Raw genomic sequence first — 14,917 nt, 5'->3', positions numbered from 1 at the left:
GGTGTTAGGCGCAGTCGGGAAAGAGTTCATCCAGCTGGTTACCGATGCGGATCTCTAAATCGAGCTGCTGCAAGTTCTTAAAACGATTGGGTACACCGTCGTGCGATAGATACTGATCAAGCACAGATTCGGCGTACTCGATGCCGCGCGTTTTGATGGCATTCCAGAGGACGCGGAGGGCGCTACCCGCCTGCGTGTGGATAAAATCTATCATCGCCTTGACCGATGGATTGACCATGCGCTCCTTCAATTCCAGCCTGGTCAACTCACCAATGACCAGATCAGCGAGGACAGTATAGGCGCTGGCGAAGTACTTGCCCGGATCGACCAGCGCGCCCAGAGGCAGATCGATGCGCTTGGCGTAAAGACGCAATTCGCAGCGCGTCCAATCGCTCTCTGGATCGCCGAGCTGCTTACCCTTCTCGTAGATGCACAGCTCTTTGTGGCCCTTCTGGCCGACATAGAAGCTGCAACCCTTATCGTTGCCCTCATCGCTGATGTGCTTCGCGTGCGGAGGGCGACCGTTATTGGTGAACAAGCCTTCGTGGTAGGCCTCGCGGAACTGCTCCACGTCGAACCACTTGCCAGTGTGGTCATCGATGGCGATATCGACGCGCGTGAGGTGGCCACCAAGATCCTGTGCGATGCGCTCGGCATACGGCCAGCTGGTGACGTGGCTGCACCCCTGCCCTGTCAGGCTGATGCAGACCTCGCCGGTGTCAGCCACACCAATGCGGCCGCACACGCTAGAGGTCTCATCTATCAGCATGGCGCTACGCTGATAGCTGAAATTCCACAAGCGCTCCTGCAGGGGGCCAGCAACGATGCTGCCAGAGGTGCCAAAGACGTACGCGACCATCTGCTGAGCGTTCATGCGCTTGAAGAAATTGACGGCCTTGTCAGAGTCAAAAACCAGGGTGCAGAAATCGATGATCGGCTTCGAGAGACCTTCCAGGGTCTGAGACTTTTGGCCCGTGTTACTGCTCGGGCCAACCGGGTGCGTCGGCATATTGCACAGCTGCGCCGGTGAAAAGGGTACGCAAGGAACCACCAGAAGCCTCACAGAGCGACCGCCGGGGTGTTGCCGATCAGCTGGATGCGCTGCTCGATCATCAGCTCGTAGGCTTCGAGCAAGTCGGCGTTACCGGACTGGCGAGAGAAGTTGACCAGGTCATAAAGGGTGTGCAACTTCATGCCAGGCAGATCAACCACGACGCAGCTCCCGCTTAGCGTTGGCCACAAGGGCGGCGGCGCGATAGTCGGAATCGAGGCGGTTGAAATCCGCCTGGCGGTGATAGGCGATCAACGCGATCACGGCGCGCAGGAAGGCGAACGCGATCAGGATCAGCCAGACGGCCAAGATATTGTGATGCGTCACGAAATGTCCCCTATTGCAGTTGTTTCGCAATCACCTGCTTCTGGCAGTAGTCCCTCTCGGGACGGTGACGGCTACCCTACCCAGCCCGGGCTCCCCCCGGGGGGTGCCGGGGGGCGGGAGATTCAAAGACCCTTTGAATCCAGACGTGATTCAATGCCCCTTGTAGTCAAATGTCAAGGGGCTTTGAAAATCATGTCAACAATCGATGCATTGCTCGACGCGGCAATGAAGGCAGTGCACGCGAAGAACGACACAGAGTTGGCAAAAGCGCTGGGAATCAAGCCGGCAGCTGTAAGCAACTACCGAAGGGGCGTATCCCTTCCAAACGCCGTAGTGTGCGCAACGCTAGCTGGTTTGACAGGAGAACCGCTGGCAAAAGTGATAGGCGTTGTCGGAGAAGCTCGGGCTATAAGCTCAGACGAAAAGGCGGTTTGGCGCCGGTTAGCCGCGACTGCCATGACCATAGCTATAGGGGTGTCGCTCGCTCTACCCGGCCGTGCTGAAGCGTCGACCGACAGAAACGCGGGTCACACTTTCAAGTCTGATAATGCGCACGCTCTATACATTATGCGAAATGATGCTGTCTTGACGCTGCTGTGCATGCTGATGGCCTATTACTGCCCGCCACTCCACAGGAAGCGGACTGGACAATGAAGCTAGACACCTACGGTCGCGTGGACCTGACCGGCCCTTGGGCCGGTTTTGGTTTTCAGGGAAACCGGATGTTCACTCCCGAGGGCCGAGACCTACACCCAGCAGACATGCGGTTCTGGTCGCTGACCTGCTGCATCGCGCGGGAGTGGTCATTGATGATGGCCGAGGAACGGCACTGCAGGCGGGACCTGCCCGGAGAGCCTGTGGCAACAAGGACTCCGGGAGCGAGGATCTCCGAGACATGCAAGATCATCTACCTGCGGGACGTGCTCCGGCACAGACGCGAAAAGCGGTCATCAGTGGTGGCTGGCGCGGAGTTCGCCGACAGAGCACAGGTTGTGCATAGAACGCGGGGGCCGAGACGTCCACGGCGCGGGTGAGGCGTGAAGCGTTATCCGTAGGGGCGCTGCCCCTACACCCAGAACCCCGCAATCGCTTAGGCTTAAGCGAAAAGCCAGACCCGAGAGTCGGCAACGATTCGTGTAAAAAAAACAGCCAATTAGTCGACAACCCATTGAATGCGAAAGCGATAGATAGCGAGAATCACCGTGAACATCCAAGAATCCAAAGCCATCATTACTGTCTCGAATAGCCTTTCGCACCACTGCCCATTTGACTGTGAAGGTGCCCAAACACGCTCGTTTAACGAATTTCAGGATGTGGTCAACCATCTCATATCGGTGCACGGGTGCGCCTTACTTCACGTTGGTAACGAAACAACGGAAGGCCCTAATAGCAAACCATGGCAGAGCACAATTGCTGTGCTCGGTTCTCCGGAAGAGCTTCCGCAATTGGCACCCTCCGAATTTTTCGAAACCACCCCGCCGCCGAGGGGTGCGTGATCCCTGCCGACCCTCAGAAAAGAAAAAACCCGCCAGCGTCGGCGGGTTTCGTCTTTGTACTATCGTATGTCCTCGGGGGGAGGCTTGCGCCCGCTAGTCCCGTGGCTAGTCGCTCAAATATAAGGCCTTCGGGTGGGTATGTCAAACAGCCAGAAAACGACCATTGATGCAGTAAAGGCCGCGCTGTCAGCGGCTCGCATGGGAACCTTCGAGGTCGCAGCCGGGGTGCAAGCAGATGATGACCCTGCGGCACTGTTGCTCTACGCGTGGAATGCTGCGGTGTCAGGTGCGTTCTTAGCCCCCCTGCATCTATGTGAGGTAGTCATTCGTAACGCTGTGGCCGACGCGCTGGAAGCGCTCTATGGGCCGCGCTGGCCGTGGTCAATAACGTTCGAGCGTAGCTTGCCCGATCCGACGCAGGGCTACAGCCCGCGCCATGATTTGCAAAAAGCTAGACGGGCAGCGCCGACAACGGGCAAGGTGATCCCGGAATTGAAGTTCGTTTTTTGGCAGAAGATGTTCACAAGCCGCTACGACACCCGCATTTGGGATCGACACCTGCGGCGCATTATGCTGCACCTTGACCCGGCCAAACCGGTTGCCGACTTGCGGATGTCGATCTATCGTGACTTAGAGAGGGTGCGTTTGCTGCGCAATCGCATCGCCCACCATGAGCCAATATTTGCCCGAGCGTTGGCAAATGACTACCAGACCATACTGGCACTCGTGACGTACCGCTGCACGGTTACAGCGGCATGGATGGACAACAACCAGACCGCCACAGCCATCATTGCCGCCAAGCCCTAAGCCCTCAACGATATGCGACTGACTATAGCTCCGCAGCTAGAAAAGCGGTCATCAGTGGTGGCTGGCGCGGAGTTCGCCGACAGAGCACAGGTTGTGCATAGAACGCGGGGGCCGAGACGTCCACGGCGCGGGTGAGGCGTGAAGCGTTATCCGTAGGGGCGCTGCCCCTACACCCCTACAATGCCCGCTCATCGTCGTAGGAAACCATATGAGCTACCGACCGCAAAACAACCACGATGGGCTTTGGTGGGAAATCGCCCTGGGCATCTTCGTAGGACAACTAATGACCGCCGCATTCGCAGGCGTGGTAGCACTATGCCTAGGCTACTTGACCGTGCGCAGCATTGCAGGTTCGGTGCCTCAACCAAATGCGCGAGACCTATACACGCCAAGCGCCCAGCGACACCAATCAGAAGCACCCAAGCTACGCCCCCTAGAATCGGACGAACGATGCATTCAAGGCAAGCGCTTTGGCCGGCTATCCAACGGATGGCAAGAACTGACTAACGACCCATGTTAGATCGGTTGGGCGTAGGCGAAAAGCCGACGCCCCTGTGACTGCGCCCCTGGCGGGGCTGTCGTTGAATTATCTAACGCGTTAGATAACTACATGTCGCGCGTGGTCTGTGGGGTGTACGTGTTCGACGTATATGGCTTGTTCTCCGGAAACGTACCCAAAGCGCGCGTTCGATACTCGATCACTGCGCCACCTGCAATGTGGTCGCGATCAGCGCGGCCGGCGTCACTCCCTGCGGTCGCAACGCCAGCAGCGCCATCGCTCTTGCCATCAGGCGAGGTATTGTAAAGGCGTGGGTCCTGCTCGCGGACGGGCTCATGCCACGGCCACGCGGTGGCCACCACGATGTGTTTACCAGCCACCAAACGCACGCCATATGCCTGCACCGTGGCATCGAAACCGAGTGCGCGCAGCTGGCCCAAATCCAGTTGCTCCAAGACGATATTAGACGTGTCGATCCACTGCACCCACGCGCGATCCCGGCCATCGAACTGAGCGATGGCCGCAACGCGGATGCGGCCCTTTTCGGCCAACTGGATGACGTAGCGCTGCTCCGAAGTCAGATCGGCGAGCGGATCGACAACGGCGTTTGGCATGCCTTGCTGCCCAGGTGCAGAGACCAGCTGACCAGGCTTGAACACCTGCCCGACCGCTGGCGTCGCTGACGGGCCAGCGGCAGCGGCATGCGGGGGCTGCTTGCCCTTATTGAAATAGCTGACAAAGAAATAGAGGCCGACCCCACCAATAACCAGAAAAATGACGGCACGCACCGCCATCGCGGCCCACACGTTCTTGCCGCCCTCTTCATAGACCTCAGTGTTCTCTGCGCCCGGCGCATAGCCGTCATAGAGCGGGAAAATCGCGGAATCGTACTTGAGCGTCTGGCCGCCGACCTTCTCGAATTTACCGGGCGAGGTCGTGTGGAAATACGTGACGCGATAGCGGCTTTTCATGCCGACTGCCGTGAGCTTCTGGAACGTGTTTTTCTTCTCGATGCGCGCCTTGACCGCCGAGTGCAGGCGGTTGATCCACTGCGTCATGATGACCGCATCGCCGCCGTTCTGGCCAAGCAACGCCCAGAAATTTTCGACGGCCGGTTCAAGGGGCTTACGCTCGTTGACATAGAACTCGTGCACTTCATCGATCACGACCAAAGCATCTTTGAACTCGTCCGGAATGCACCATTTGCCCGACGCATCCTGCGTGCACGCAAACAGCTTGGCCACGTCCTTGGTGTCCACCAGCACCAGCCAGTGCTGCACGTCTTTTTCCTCCATCCCAAGATGCTTGGCGATGCGGTCATGACGTAGACCATTGAGACGAGCGAACACGCGCCGACCTTTCTTGATGGCAGGCAAAATATGGTTCTTCACCGCGTCATAGCTCTTGCCGGCGCGCGGCACACCTTCGTTGAAAACGAGCATGTCACCAAATCCCCAGCGTCAGCACCCGACGCAGCACGTAGAAAATCATCGCCGCGCCAATGGCAACGAGCGATGGACCAATCATAAAAACATCAGCGAACCACAATATTGTGCTACCGGCATTGCCGAGCATCTCACCAATGCTATGACCTGAACCGCCCCGGGATTTCGGGAGGCTCCAACTCTTGAGAAGATGGGGCGATGAGCAAGACGAAATATTCACCGGAAGTGCGAGAGCGCGCGGTTCGGCTGGTGCGGGAGCATCAGGGCGAGTACGGCTCGCAGTGGGCGGCGATCGAATCGATTGCCGGGAAGATTGGCTGTTCGTCGCAGACGCTGTGCAACTGGGTGCGTCAGGCCGAGCGTGATGCCGGCAAGCGTCAGGGGCTGACGACGGACGAGCGGACGCGGATGAAAGCGCTGGAACGCGAAGTGCGCGAGCTGAGGCAAGCCAACGAGATCCTGCGCAAGGCCAGCGCGTATTTTGCCCAGGCGGAGCTCGACCGCCGCTTCAAGCCCTGACCACGTTCGTGACCGAACATTGCGATGTTCACGGGGTCGAGCCAATCTGCAAGGTGCTGCAGGTTGCCCCGTCGACGTATTACCGCCACGCGCAGCGGGAAGCGGACGCGAACTTGCGCCCGAACCGCTGGTGGAAGGACCAGGCGCTGCGCCCGCAGATCCGGCGGGTATGGGAGCAGAACCGACAGGTGTACGGCGTGCGCAAGGTCTGGCGGCAGCTCAAGCGCGAGGGCTATGCGGTGGCCCGCTGCACGGTGGAGCGACTGATGGGCGCACTTGGCCTGCGCGGCGTGGTACGCGGGAAGGTGGTCAAGACCACGATCAGCGACAAGCGGCCGTGCCCGCTGGACAAGGTGAACCGACAGTTCCATGCGCCGTCGCCGAACCGACTGTGGGTCAGCGACTTCACGTATGTCTCGACCTGGGCCGGGTTCGTGTACGTGGCCTTCGTGATCGACGTGTACGCACGGCGGATCGTGGGCTGGAAGGTGTCGCAGACGGCGCACACGGACTTCGTGCTGGACGCGCTGGAGCAGGCGCTGCATGCGCGTCGTCCAACCGAAGGCGGCCTGATCCACCACTCCGACCGCGGCGTGCAGTATGTGTCGATCCGCTACACCGAGCGGCTGGCCGACGCCGGGATCGAGCCGTCGGTGGGCAGCGTGGGCGATAGCTATGACAACGCGTTGGCCGAGACGATCAACGGGTTGTACAAGGCCGAGGTGATCCACCGGCGCGCGTGGCGCAACCGCCAGGATGTGGAACTGGCCACGCTGGATTGGGTGGACTGGTACAACCACAAACGCTTGCTGGGGTCGATCGGGAACATTCCGCCAGCGGAAGCCGAAGAGGCTTACTATCGACAACAGGCCGGTTACGCCAAAGCGGCGTGACTCAAACCAAACAGCCTCCCGAAATCCCGGGGCGGTTCAACCCTTCATGAAGTCGGGCATTGGTAGCAGGTTCATGACATAAAGCACCGCCGACAGGGCCTTATCGAGAAAAAGAACGAACAGATCGCTAAAGAAGTCGGCAAACGCCTGCCACACCGTTTTGACAGCCTTCCAAATCCATGCCGTCAAATCACTCAACCAACCAGCTTGCATGCCCTACCCCTTATGTCACCGCAATGCGGATGGCGGCATAGCCGGCAATCGCGAGAATGACCCACCCACACGCACGCAAGAACGCAAGGAAGGTGCCGCTACAGTGGAAATCGATTGTCATGGCATCCCAGAACTTCGAGGCACCCAGACTGAACACTGGGCACGAGCCACCAGACGGGACCTGCATAAAGCTAAGGATGCCGCCCGCAATAGGCGTCGCACGCACCTGCGTTGCGAACTTCGACACGACCGACTCCACCGTCTTGTCGCTCTTGGTGTAGAGGTCTCCGATAGCTGCACCTTCGCCAGGATCATCGCCATCATCGCCATCGCCATCGCCATCGCCATCGCCGCCAGAACCACCGCCAGAGCCGGTTCCAGTACCGTCACCCTTGCCGGTGCCGTCCTTGCCATAAGTGCTATCGAAGGTGGTCACGTTGGAATTGGTCGTGACACCGCCCCTGGTTTCAGACGAGGTGCCCTGCCCGGTCACCTTCCAATCGCCGCCGTTAGCAGGGGCATCACTGGGAGCGTTGATGGACGCACTCTCCGGTGACTTGGTAGCAGACTGATTGTTGTTGTCGGCTTTCTTAACGCCCGATTCCCCGGGCGACCAACAGAACTGTTTTCCGGTCGATGCGGTCGCGCAATTCTTGCCATCGCTGCGAATGCACATCGTCAGCGTGCCGGACTGCACACAATCTTGATCTTTGACCACCTGCCCTGAGCCGTCGCCATACGTGCAGGTGGCACCGGTAGGCTTTGCGCCGGCCAAACTAAAATACGTCTTGCCGCCAGCCGTAAAGGTGTCTGCCGAGGTGGCAGGCCCCATCGCGCAACCAGCATCACAACTGGCACCACTGCCAAGCGCTGACCAACCGGAAGTAGATACGGGCCGAGAAGCGCACGAGCTAGAAAACGGCCACTCTCCACACGTGGTCGCCTCCCAACCAGACGTAAATTTTTGCTCGATAAAACAGCGATAGAGATTCCTACCGGCAGCCAAGCTACATGAGGAATTTCGAAACTGATTGGGAAAACTGGAAACAAGACGCTTGCCTTCCTGAATACAAGCCTGCTTTGCCTGGCCGTCATCCATCGTCTGTGCATGCAAGACATGAGGACTGATAAAACAGCAAAGAAAAACCAGGGCTGCATATACAAGCCTCACGCGTCAAGCCCCTTGACAGCCGCCCACCCACACAGCGCGCCCATGCATGCACAAAACAATAGAACGATCATCATGACCCCCAGAAAGAGAGAGGGCGACACCAAAGCGCCGCCCTACCCTCACCACCGTTAGCCGAAGAAGCCGGCCACCTTCTTTGCACCCCACTTGGTGAAACCGACCAACGCGATCAGCGCGGCTGCACCGATTACAGCAGTCACAGCCTCAGCTGCGCTCAAACCCGACAAAATGTCGCCCATGTTTTATCTCCTAGTTAATTGATGATTGGTTTACCGGTTGTTGAACATGCCCGCGACGCTGCCGGCAAGGCGCCCCAAGACGAACCACACGATCACCAGACCACAACAGCCGGTGGACCACGCCACGGCATCCTCCTTGCTGGGCATGGCGAACGCTTCTTGCACCAGCGCATACACGCTGTATTCGCTACCAGTGACCAGCACATAGCCGCTGCACTCGCTAACCGATTGGCCGGTGGGAACCAACGTGCCATCTGCTTGCAGGGCTACGCACAGGGCCATGTCTTAGGCAGCGACGCGAGCAGGCGCCTTGAGCGGGCGCAGCACATGAAATTTGCTGTAATTGATGGCGCCCTTGTTGACGGTCACCATGGCTTCCAGATCCAGCTCGTACTCACCGGGCTGATAGGCCGACTGACCCTTCTCCAAGCGCACATCAAGGGGATACGCGAAGCCGCCTGCTTCGAGCTTGGCTTTCTGCTTGCGCGTCGTGTATTCCCGATCCTTGCCCTCGTCATCCTTGAACGTGCCGCCACGCTCATCGACTTCCGCGCTCAACACAGTGACTTTGATTCCGCTCATGGTGTAACCCCTTCTAAGGTTTGATTGATGCCCGCGATTTCGGGCCATTGGTTGGCTACGTCTGCTGTTGCCCACGCCGGTAGCCGATGCGACGTGCAGGTACTGATCACGGCATGCAACGCGTCTGGCGTTGGGCAATGCCGCACGATGAAATTGAGGGTTGCGCCGTACTGGCGTTTAATGTGGCGACGCGCACTTTTCCACGTGGCATCGACCGCCGCCTTGGTGATGTCCATGCGCAGCGCTACGCAGTTGAGGAAGTGCAGCACCGGATACGCGCCAAGCAGATAGCCAGCAGGATCGCGGAGAATGTCTAGCGACAGATCCTTGCGGTTGGATGCCTTAAATTGCGCCTCGTAGCGCACCCAGGGCGATTCCTTGTCTCCCTGTTCCCTGCCCTTCTCATACACGCGCAGCTGCTTTTCGGACTTCTTGGTCCCGACATACAGCGTCTTGCCGTCGCCGCTGTCGTAGTCGTCGATCAGCTGCGCCTTGGGGCGCTGACCACGATTATCGAACTCGCCATCCGAGTACCACGTCTGCGCGAGTTTGAGCGGGTATTTCCCCAGCAGATCGTCGGCAGCAGTGTCCACACGGGTCAACCGTCCTGCGCAGCTTTCGAGCTTCGCTCGAAGCTCCAGCCACCGCTTCGCATGGCCGCAGCGCGCTGCGCTCACCATAGCGCAGCCGGCACCGGTCAATTCAATGCGGGCGGTGTAGGTGCCATCCTTGCGGCGGCAATCTTCGCCACCAAACTCGATGATCCCGACGTGCTTGCCTTCGCGATCGAGAACACGCACACGCCAGGTGTAAAAGCTGCCGGGGCCTGCCTGCTTGTCCAGTTCCATGCCCAGGCCGGCGAAGAAGAACGTAAACAGGTTGATCGCGATGACCATGGCGTTTTCGGCGCATGCGTCAGACCACTGGCGGACCTCTTCGGCGTCGTCGCGGTCGAGGTAGCCGACATGGCGCAACACAGCGAATAGATCTACCGAAGCTGAAAACCAATCGATGATCACAGTGAGGGTGCCATCACTGTTCCTGAATTCACTGACTCCCCTGTTAGACGAGGGGAGTCTCACATCCTGCGAACCGTCAGCCATGCGCATAAAACTCCACAGCAGCGGTTTCACAGGCACGAGCAGCACCGCGCGAGGCGTGCACGCTCTGCTCAACCAAGCGGCCAGCAAGGCGCACGGTCAGGCGGAAGCGGCGGATGCGACGGCCACCGATCACAATGTGATAGGTGTCAATGTGCGAGACAACGGAGGCGGTCATGCGACGAAATCCATTTCGATTTGCGCGCTGGAAATGGTCACGCGGCGCTCAATCGACGCAGCGACGAGGCCGACATAGCTTTCAATGATGAAGACCTGTTCGCGGTGCGCGCGCAGCGCAGATTCGGCGCGACGATCCAGAATCCAAGCGGCCAATCGGGCAAGGCCTACGATGACGGTCAACGCGGAGGCGCCGAGCAATGCGAATGTGTTGGTGTCCATGAAGCCCCTATCCCCTACCCTGACCCGTAGCCCCCGGGGGGTACCGGGGGGGCGGGGTGTCACACCGCGTGTGATACACGGACGTATACAATCACATGTGATGCCCGATATCAAACGGTATGTGATATGAACACGCTAAATAAATTGATTGACAGTGCGCGCAAAGTATGCGAGCGCGATAGCGACCGCGCGGTATCTCAAAGGCTCAAGGTGTCAGCGAACTCAGTGTTCGTATGGCGCAAAGGCGGGAAGATCACAGATGCGCATCTGATGGCACTGATCGACCTGGCGCAGGCAGACCCTGCACTCGCGGTAAAGGTTCGCGAAGAGGAAGCGGGATCTGCGGTCGAGAGAAAGGCGTGGAGTGCGTTGTGGGACAGACTGTCCCCGGTCACTACGGTGATCGGGGCGCTGGGCCTGGTCGCAATAGGGGTCCACGCAGGAGCTCATGAAGCGCTGGTGACGGCCCTTTCGCCGCTCGTATTCCAGTCTGATAATGCGCACACTCTATACATTATGCGAAATCAAGGGTCGGGACGCTCAAGCTGCCGAAGACAGACCCGCTGACGAATTGTTTCGTTCGCGCCTGGAGAACCAGATCGATCTGCGTCATCCGTTGGTGCAATTGAGCAACGCATGCCGTGGGCCGCGTTGGATCAGGCGCTTTTTTGCCACATTTTCCGGCCACGCCAGCCGGTGGCGGTCGTCCCGTGCTGCCGGTGCGCCTGATGTTCACCGCATTGCCGCGGAGGAAATGCCCCCGTCCCCGCAGACATACACCCCATTCGCCGCGGAAGCGCGCCCCACATTTCGCGAAACCCCGGACAAGTCGCCCCAGCTCTGATGGAACGACGGAAAAACCGCCCCGGAGTTGAGTTGTGAACCGCCCCGGGATTTCGGGAGGCTCCAACTCTTGAGAAGATGGGGCGATGAGCAAGACGAAATATTCACCGGAAGTGCGAGAGCGCGCGGTTCGGCTGGTGCGGGAGCATCAGGGCGAGTACGGCTCGCAGTGGGCGGCGATCGAATCGATTGCCGGGAAGATTGGCTGTTCGTCGCAGACGCTGTGCAACTGGGTGCGTCAGGCCGAGCGTGATGCCGGCAAGCGTCAGGGGCTGACGACGGACGAGCGGACGCGGATGAAAGCGCTGGAACGCGAAGTGCGCGAGCTGAGGCAAGCCAACGAGATCCTGCGCAAGGCCAGCGCGTATTTTGCCCAGGCGGAGCTCGACCGCCGCTTCAAGCCCTGACCACGTTCGTGACCGAACATTGCGATGTTCACGGGGTCGAGCCAATCTGCAAGGTGCTGCAGGTTGCCCCGTCGACGTATTACCGCCACGCGCAGCGGGAAGCGGACGCGAACTTGCGCCCGAACCGCTGGTGGAAGGACCAGGCGCTGCGCCCGCAGATCCGGCGGGTATGGGAGCAGAACCGACAGGTGTACGGCGTGCGCAAGGTCTGGCGGCAGCTCAAGCGCGAGGGCTATGCGGTGGCCCGCTGCACGGTGGAGCGACTGATGGGCGCACTTGGCCTGCGCGGCGTGGTACGCGGGAAGGTGGTCAAGACCACGATCAGCGACAAGCGGCCGTGCCCGCTGGACAAGGTGAACCGACAGTTCCATGCGCCGTCGCCGAACCGACTGTGGGTCAGCGACTTCACGTATGTCTCGACCTGGGCCGGGTTCGTGTACGTGGCCTTCGTGATCGACGTGTACGCACGGCGGATCGTGGGCTGGAAGGTGTCGCAGACGGCGCACACGGACTTCGTGCTGGACGCGCTGGAGCAGGCGCTGCATGCGCGTCGTCCAACCGAAGGCGGCCTGATCCACCACTCCGACCGCGGCGTGCAGTATGTGTCGATCCGCTACACCGAGCGGCTGGCCGACGCCGGGATCGAGCCGTCGGTGGGCAGCGTGGGCGATAGCTATGACAACGCGTTGGCCGAGACGATCAACGGGTTGTACAAGGCCGAGGTGATCCACCGGCGCGCGTGGCGCAACCGCCAGGATGTGGAACTGGCCACGCTGGATTGGGTGGACTGGTACAACCACAAACGCTTGCTGGGGTCGATCGGGAACATTCCGCCAGCGGAAGCCGAAGAGGCTTACTATCGACAACAGGCCGGTTACGCCAAAGCGGCGTGACTCAAACCAAACAGCCTCCCGAAATCCCGGGGCGGTTCAGCACGTGCCTGCTGGATCGTGAGGTCTTGGCGGAGCTCGCATTGCCCTGTGCGCGCTCTATTGCTTCCTCAAGTCGACGGCTGCTCTCTCTGGCTGGTAGCTAGCCGCTTGCTTGGCTGATGTGCCCGATCGACCTCCGCGTGGCCTGCATAGTTTGTCGGTCTCGCTCCAAGGTTTCTTGGGCGTCCTGGAGGGAGGCATGATCAGCGGCCACTGCCTCATCAGCGTGTTACTGCGGCGAAGCAGTGGTCGTCTCAGGCGTGACACGCCAGATGATGTTGGCCAAGTCATCGGCGACGATCAATGCACCACGTGGGTCGACGGTGACACCGACCGGTCGGCCGCGGGTCTTGCCGTCTTCGCCATGGAAGCCAGAAACGAAGTCGATCGGGTCGCCTGCCGGGTGACCTTCACGGAACGGCACGAACACCACCTTGTAGCCTGCTGGCGGGTCGCGATTCCAACTGCCGTGCTCGCCGACGAACACGCCGTCCGCGAATTTTGAGCCCATCGCTGTAGACGAAAACGCCACACCAAGTGCGGCCACATGCGAGCCCAACGCGTAGTCAGGAACGATAGCCGATGCAATTTTCTGCGGATCCTGCGGCATCACGCGCTTGTCAACGTTTTTGCCCCAATAGCTGTAGGGCCAGCCGTAGAATCCGTCTTTGCGCACCGAGGTCAGATAATCGGGCACCAGATTCGGGCCGATTTCGTCGCGCTCGTTGACCACGGCCCACAATGCGCCGGTCCCCGGCTGGATAGCGAGCGCAGTGGGATTGCGCAGGCCGGTGGCGTACGGCTTGTGCGCGCCGGTCGCCGCATCCACTTGCCACACTCGAGCACGCTCCACTTCGGCAATCATGCCGCGCTCGGTGATATTGCTGTTGGAGCCGATCGCCACATAAAGATAGCGACCGTCGGCGCTGGCGGTCAGCGCTTTGGTCCAGTGGTGATTGATCGCCGATGGCAAGTCGGTGACCTTGCCCGGCGCGCCGGTCGCTTGCGTCTGGCCATCGCGATACGCAAAACGCACTAGCGCATCCTGATTGGCGACGTAGAGCGCGTTGCCGATCAGCGCAAGTCCGTACGGCGCGTTGAGCTTGTCGGCGAACACGGTCTTCAACTCATAGGTGCCATCGCCGTTGGCATCGCGCAACAAGGTCAAGCGATTGCCGCTTTTGACCGGCGACGTACCCTTTGCCTTGATCGCGCCGGCAATGACGTCCTTGGGCTTGAGATTCGGTGCGGAGCCGCCACGGCCTTCGGCCACCAGAATGTCGCCATTCGGCAGCACCAGGGTCTGGCGCGGAATGCCTAGATCGGTGGCAATCGCAGTGATCCGGTAACCTGCGGGCACGGTCGGTTTACGCTCATTCCAAGCGGCCGGCTCGGCGATGGTCATGTCGGGCAATAAACCACGATCGGGCGTAGGCAGTTCTGGCGTTGCACCGTGCTGATTGAGCTCAGGTGCCTTACCGCATGCGGCCAACGCTGCGGCAAGAATGGAAGCCGTGATGAGTGTGGTTGCCTGACGCTTCATCGTGCACCTCCCACGCGCAGAGCGGACAATCCCGCCCAGGTTGCAACCAGTGCAAACAGCGTCGCGATCGCCGACAACACCAACGCTGCCGGCATGATGGCCCACGCATCACGGGCGTGATGCAAGGCGTCGAAGAAGCCAACGATCCAAGCGGCGCCAAGTGCGATCACGTAGATGAAGTTGCGGCTTCCGCGCACGAGCCCGACGATTGCACACACCAGCGCAATGGTGGTCAGCACCATCGCCCCCACCAGCAGCCAGGACGCAAAGTTGCTCCATTGAATCTGATAGCTGCTCCAATACGCGTAATCGCTCATCAGAGCACCGAGAAACAGCGGCCACACACCACCGAGAACGGCTGCGTGGAACGGGTGGATGGCCCATGTGCGGGCCGGGACGGCAATTGAATTCATAGCGGACTCATTCGGACGGC

The 14,917-nt window shown here is 59.9% G+C and carries 20 protein-coding genes, 3 pseudogenes and 2 other annotated features; of the genes and pseudogenes, 8 read left to right on the top strand and 15 right to left on the bottom strand.

Going from position 1 to position 14,917, the window contains the following annotated elements; all coding sequences use genetic code 11:
• Nucleotides 1-4 precede the first annotated feature (4 nt).
• From J5I97_RS09095 to J5I97_RS09085, 3 genes are read right to left on the bottom strand one after another with little or no spacing between them, the layout of a single operon-like run.
• On the bottom strand, nt 5-1,063 hold the full coding sequence (locus tag J5I97_RS09095; protein ID WP_208591364.1) for a replication initiation factor domain-containing protein: 1,059 nt from the start codon (nt 1,061-1,063) through the stop codon (nt 5-7).
• On the bottom strand, nt 1,060-1,212 hold the full coding sequence (locus J5I97_RS09090) for a hypothetical protein (protein WP_208591871.1): 153 nt from the start codon (nt 1,210-1,212) through the stop codon (nt 1,060-1,062). The genes J5I97_RS09095 and J5I97_RS09090 overlap by 4 nt, the downstream gene beginning before the upstream one ends.
• Nucleotides 1,205-1,378, bottom strand: a complete 174-nt coding sequence (locus J5I97_RS09085) for a hypothetical protein (protein ID WP_208591357.1) — start codon at nt 1,376-1,378, stop codon at nt 1,205-1,207. Before J5I97_RS09085 ends, J5I97_RS09090 begins: the two co-directional genes overlap by 8 nt.
• On the opposite strand from J5I97_RS09085, the gene J5I97_RS20540 reads away from it, so the two are divergent.
• The 4 genes from J5I97_RS20540 (at nt 1,370) to J5I97_RS09065 (ending at nt 4,201) form a co-directional block, all read left to right on the top strand.
• Entirely contained in the window at nt 1,370-2,032 is a 663-nt protein-coding gene (locus J5I97_RS20540; RefSeq protein WP_371888331.1) for a DUF3693 domain-containing protein, read from the top strand. The genes J5I97_RS09085 and J5I97_RS20540 overlap by 9 nt on opposite strands.
• Nucleotides 2,029-2,412 carry a DUF3653 domain-containing protein gene (locus J5I97_RS09075; protein WP_208591354.1) on the top strand — a complete coding sequence of 128 codons (384 nt, stop codon included), beginning with the start codon at nt 2,029-2,031 and terminating at the stop codon, nt 2,410-2,412. The genes J5I97_RS20540 and J5I97_RS09075 overlap by 4 nt, the downstream gene beginning before the upstream one ends.
• A gap of 660 nt (nt 2,413-3,072) precedes the next feature.
• On the top strand, nt 3,073-3,681 hold the full coding sequence (locus J5I97_RS09070) for a hypothetical protein (protein WP_208591645.1): 609 nt from the start codon (nt 3,073-3,075) through the stop codon (nt 3,679-3,681).
• A 208-nt stretch (nt 3,682-3,889) separates the two neighbouring features.
• Nucleotides 3,890-4,201 (top strand): chloride channel protein, encoded by a 312-nt coding sequence (locus J5I97_RS09065; RefSeq protein ID WP_208591353.1) that lies wholly within the window; start codon nt 3,890-3,892, stop codon nt 4,199-4,201.
• Between the two features lie 86 nt (nt 4,202-4,287).
• Here J5I97_RS09065 and J5I97_RS09060 read toward each other — a convergent pair whose 3' ends face one another.
• Together J5I97_RS09060 and J5I97_RS09055 are read right to left on the bottom strand one after the other, a co-directional pair.
• Nucleotides 4,288-5,622, bottom strand: coding sequence for a zonular occludens toxin family protein (locus J5I97_RS09060; protein WP_208591351.1), 1,335 nt, complete (start codon nt 5,620-5,622; stop codon nt 4,288-4,290).
• 1 nt (nt 5,623) lies between these two features.
• A pseudogene (locus J5I97_RS09055) lies at nt 5,624-5,773 on the bottom strand (phage coat protein); the annotation flags it as partial.
• A 50-nt stretch (nt 5,774-5,823) separates the two neighbouring features.
• Here J5I97_RS09055 and J5I97_RS09050 point away from each other — a divergent pair.
• Nucleotides 5,824-7,037, top strand: a protein-coding gene (locus J5I97_RS09050) for an IS3 family transposase (protein WP_208586298.1) whose coding sequence is annotated in 2 segments (ribosomal slippage) — nt 5,824-6,106 and nt 6,106-7,037 — 1,215 coding nt in all. Because the reading frame shifts where the segments join, the coding sequence is not laid out codon by codon here.
• Nucleotides 6,099-6,215 (top strand) — a sequence feature (AL1L pseudoknot). Its footprint overlaps the gene before it by 117 nt.
• A 39-nt stretch (nt 7,038-7,076) precedes the next feature.
• Here J5I97_RS09050 and J5I97_RS09045 read toward each other — a convergent pair.
• The 8 genes and pseudogenes from J5I97_RS09045 to J5I97_RS09010 all read right to left on the bottom strand — a co-directional run.
• Nucleotides 7,077-7,250 (bottom strand): annotated as a pseudogene (locus J5I97_RS09045) (phage coat protein); the annotation flags it as partial.
• A 10-nt stretch (nt 7,251-7,260) separates the two neighbouring features.
• A complete protein-coding gene (locus J5I97_RS09040; protein ID WP_208591643.1) occupies nt 7,261-8,082 on the bottom strand; it encodes a hypothetical protein in 822 nt (273 codons plus the stop codon).
• A 467-nt stretch (nt 8,083-8,549) separates the two neighbouring features.
• Nucleotides 8,550-8,678: a capsid protein gene (locus tag J5I97_RS09035; protein WP_208591350.1), complete on the bottom strand. Its 129-nt coding sequence runs from the start codon at nt 8,676-8,678 to the stop codon at nt 8,550-8,552.
• Nucleotides 8,679-8,708: 30 nt separating this feature from the next.
• Nucleotides 8,709-8,960: a hypothetical protein gene (locus J5I97_RS09030; RefSeq protein WP_208591349.1), complete on the bottom strand. Its 252-nt coding sequence runs from the start codon at nt 8,958-8,960 to the stop codon at nt 8,709-8,711.
• Between the two features lie 3 nt (nt 8,961-8,963).
• Nucleotides 8,964-9,260, bottom strand: coding sequence for a single-stranded DNA-binding protein (locus J5I97_RS09025; RefSeq protein WP_208591347.1), 297 nt, complete (start codon nt 9,258-9,260; stop codon nt 8,964-8,966).
• Entirely contained in the window at nt 9,257-10,363 is a 1,107-nt protein-coding gene (locus tag J5I97_RS09020; RefSeq protein WP_208591345.1) for a replication initiation factor domain-containing protein, read from the bottom strand. The genes J5I97_RS09025 and J5I97_RS09020 overlap by 4 nt, the downstream gene beginning before the upstream one ends.
• Entirely contained in the window at nt 10,356-10,538 is a 183-nt protein-coding gene (locus J5I97_RS09015) for a hypothetical protein (RefSeq protein ID WP_208591342.1), read from the bottom strand. The genes J5I97_RS09020 and J5I97_RS09015 overlap by 8 nt, the downstream gene beginning before the upstream one ends.
• On the bottom strand, nt 10,535-10,759 hold the full coding sequence (locus J5I97_RS09010) for a hypothetical protein (RefSeq protein ID WP_208591341.1): 225 nt from the start codon (nt 10,757-10,759) through the stop codon (nt 10,535-10,537). The genes J5I97_RS09015 and J5I97_RS09010 overlap by 4 nt, the downstream gene beginning before the upstream one ends.
• A gap of 126 nt (nt 10,760-10,885) precedes the next feature.
• Here J5I97_RS09010 and J5I97_RS09005 point away from each other — a divergent pair, with 126 nt between their 5' ends.
• The 3 genes and pseudogenes from J5I97_RS09005 to J5I97_RS08995 all read left to right on the top strand — a co-directional run bounded on the left by J5I97_RS09005 (nt 10,886) and on the right by J5I97_RS08995 (nt 12,902).
• Nucleotides 10,886-11,326, top strand: coding sequence for a DUF3693 domain-containing protein (locus J5I97_RS09005; RefSeq protein ID WP_208591339.1), 441 nt, complete (start codon nt 10,886-10,888; stop codon nt 11,324-11,326).
• Nucleotides 11,256-11,490: pseudogene (locus J5I97_RS09000) on the top strand (hypothetical protein); the annotation flags it as partial. The gene J5I97_RS09005 and the pseudogene J5I97_RS09000, both read left to right, overlap by 71 nt.
• Nucleotides 11,491-11,688: 198 nt before the next feature.
• Nucleotides 11,689-12,902 (top strand): IS3 family transposase gene (locus J5I97_RS08995; RefSeq protein WP_208586298.1). Its coding sequence is split into 2 segments (ribosomal slippage): nt 11,689-11,971 and nt 11,971-12,902, totalling 1,215 coding nucleotides; the frame shifts between segments, so codons are not numbered across the junction.
• Nucleotides 11,964-12,080 (top strand) — a sequence feature (AL1L pseudoknot). (Overlaps the previous gene by 117 nt.)
• A gap of 268 nt (nt 12,903-13,170) precedes the next feature.
• Here J5I97_RS08995 and J5I97_RS08990 read toward each other — a convergent pair.
• On the bottom strand, nt 13,171-14,484 hold the full coding sequence (locus J5I97_RS08990; RefSeq protein WP_208591337.1) for a PQQ-dependent sugar dehydrogenase: 1,314 nt from the start codon (nt 14,482-14,484) through the stop codon (nt 13,171-13,173).
• The gene (locus tag J5I97_RS08985) at nt 14,481-14,897 is read right to left on the bottom strand and encodes a hypothetical protein (protein WP_208591641.1); all 417 of its coding nucleotides are present in this window, start codon (nt 14,895-14,897) and stop codon (nt 14,481-14,483) included. Before J5I97_RS08985 ends, J5I97_RS08990 begins: the two co-directional genes overlap by 4 nt.
• Nucleotides 14,898-14,917: the final 20 nt, after the last annotated feature.

The organism is Xanthomonas fragariae (assembly GCF_017603965.1).
Lineage (GTDB): Bacteria > Pseudomonadota > Gammaproteobacteria > Xanthomonadales > Xanthomonadaceae > Xanthomonas > Xanthomonas fragariae_A.
The sequence above is the reverse complement of the archived record's forward strand: the minus strand, read 5'-3'. Positions and strand labels throughout refer to the sequence as shown.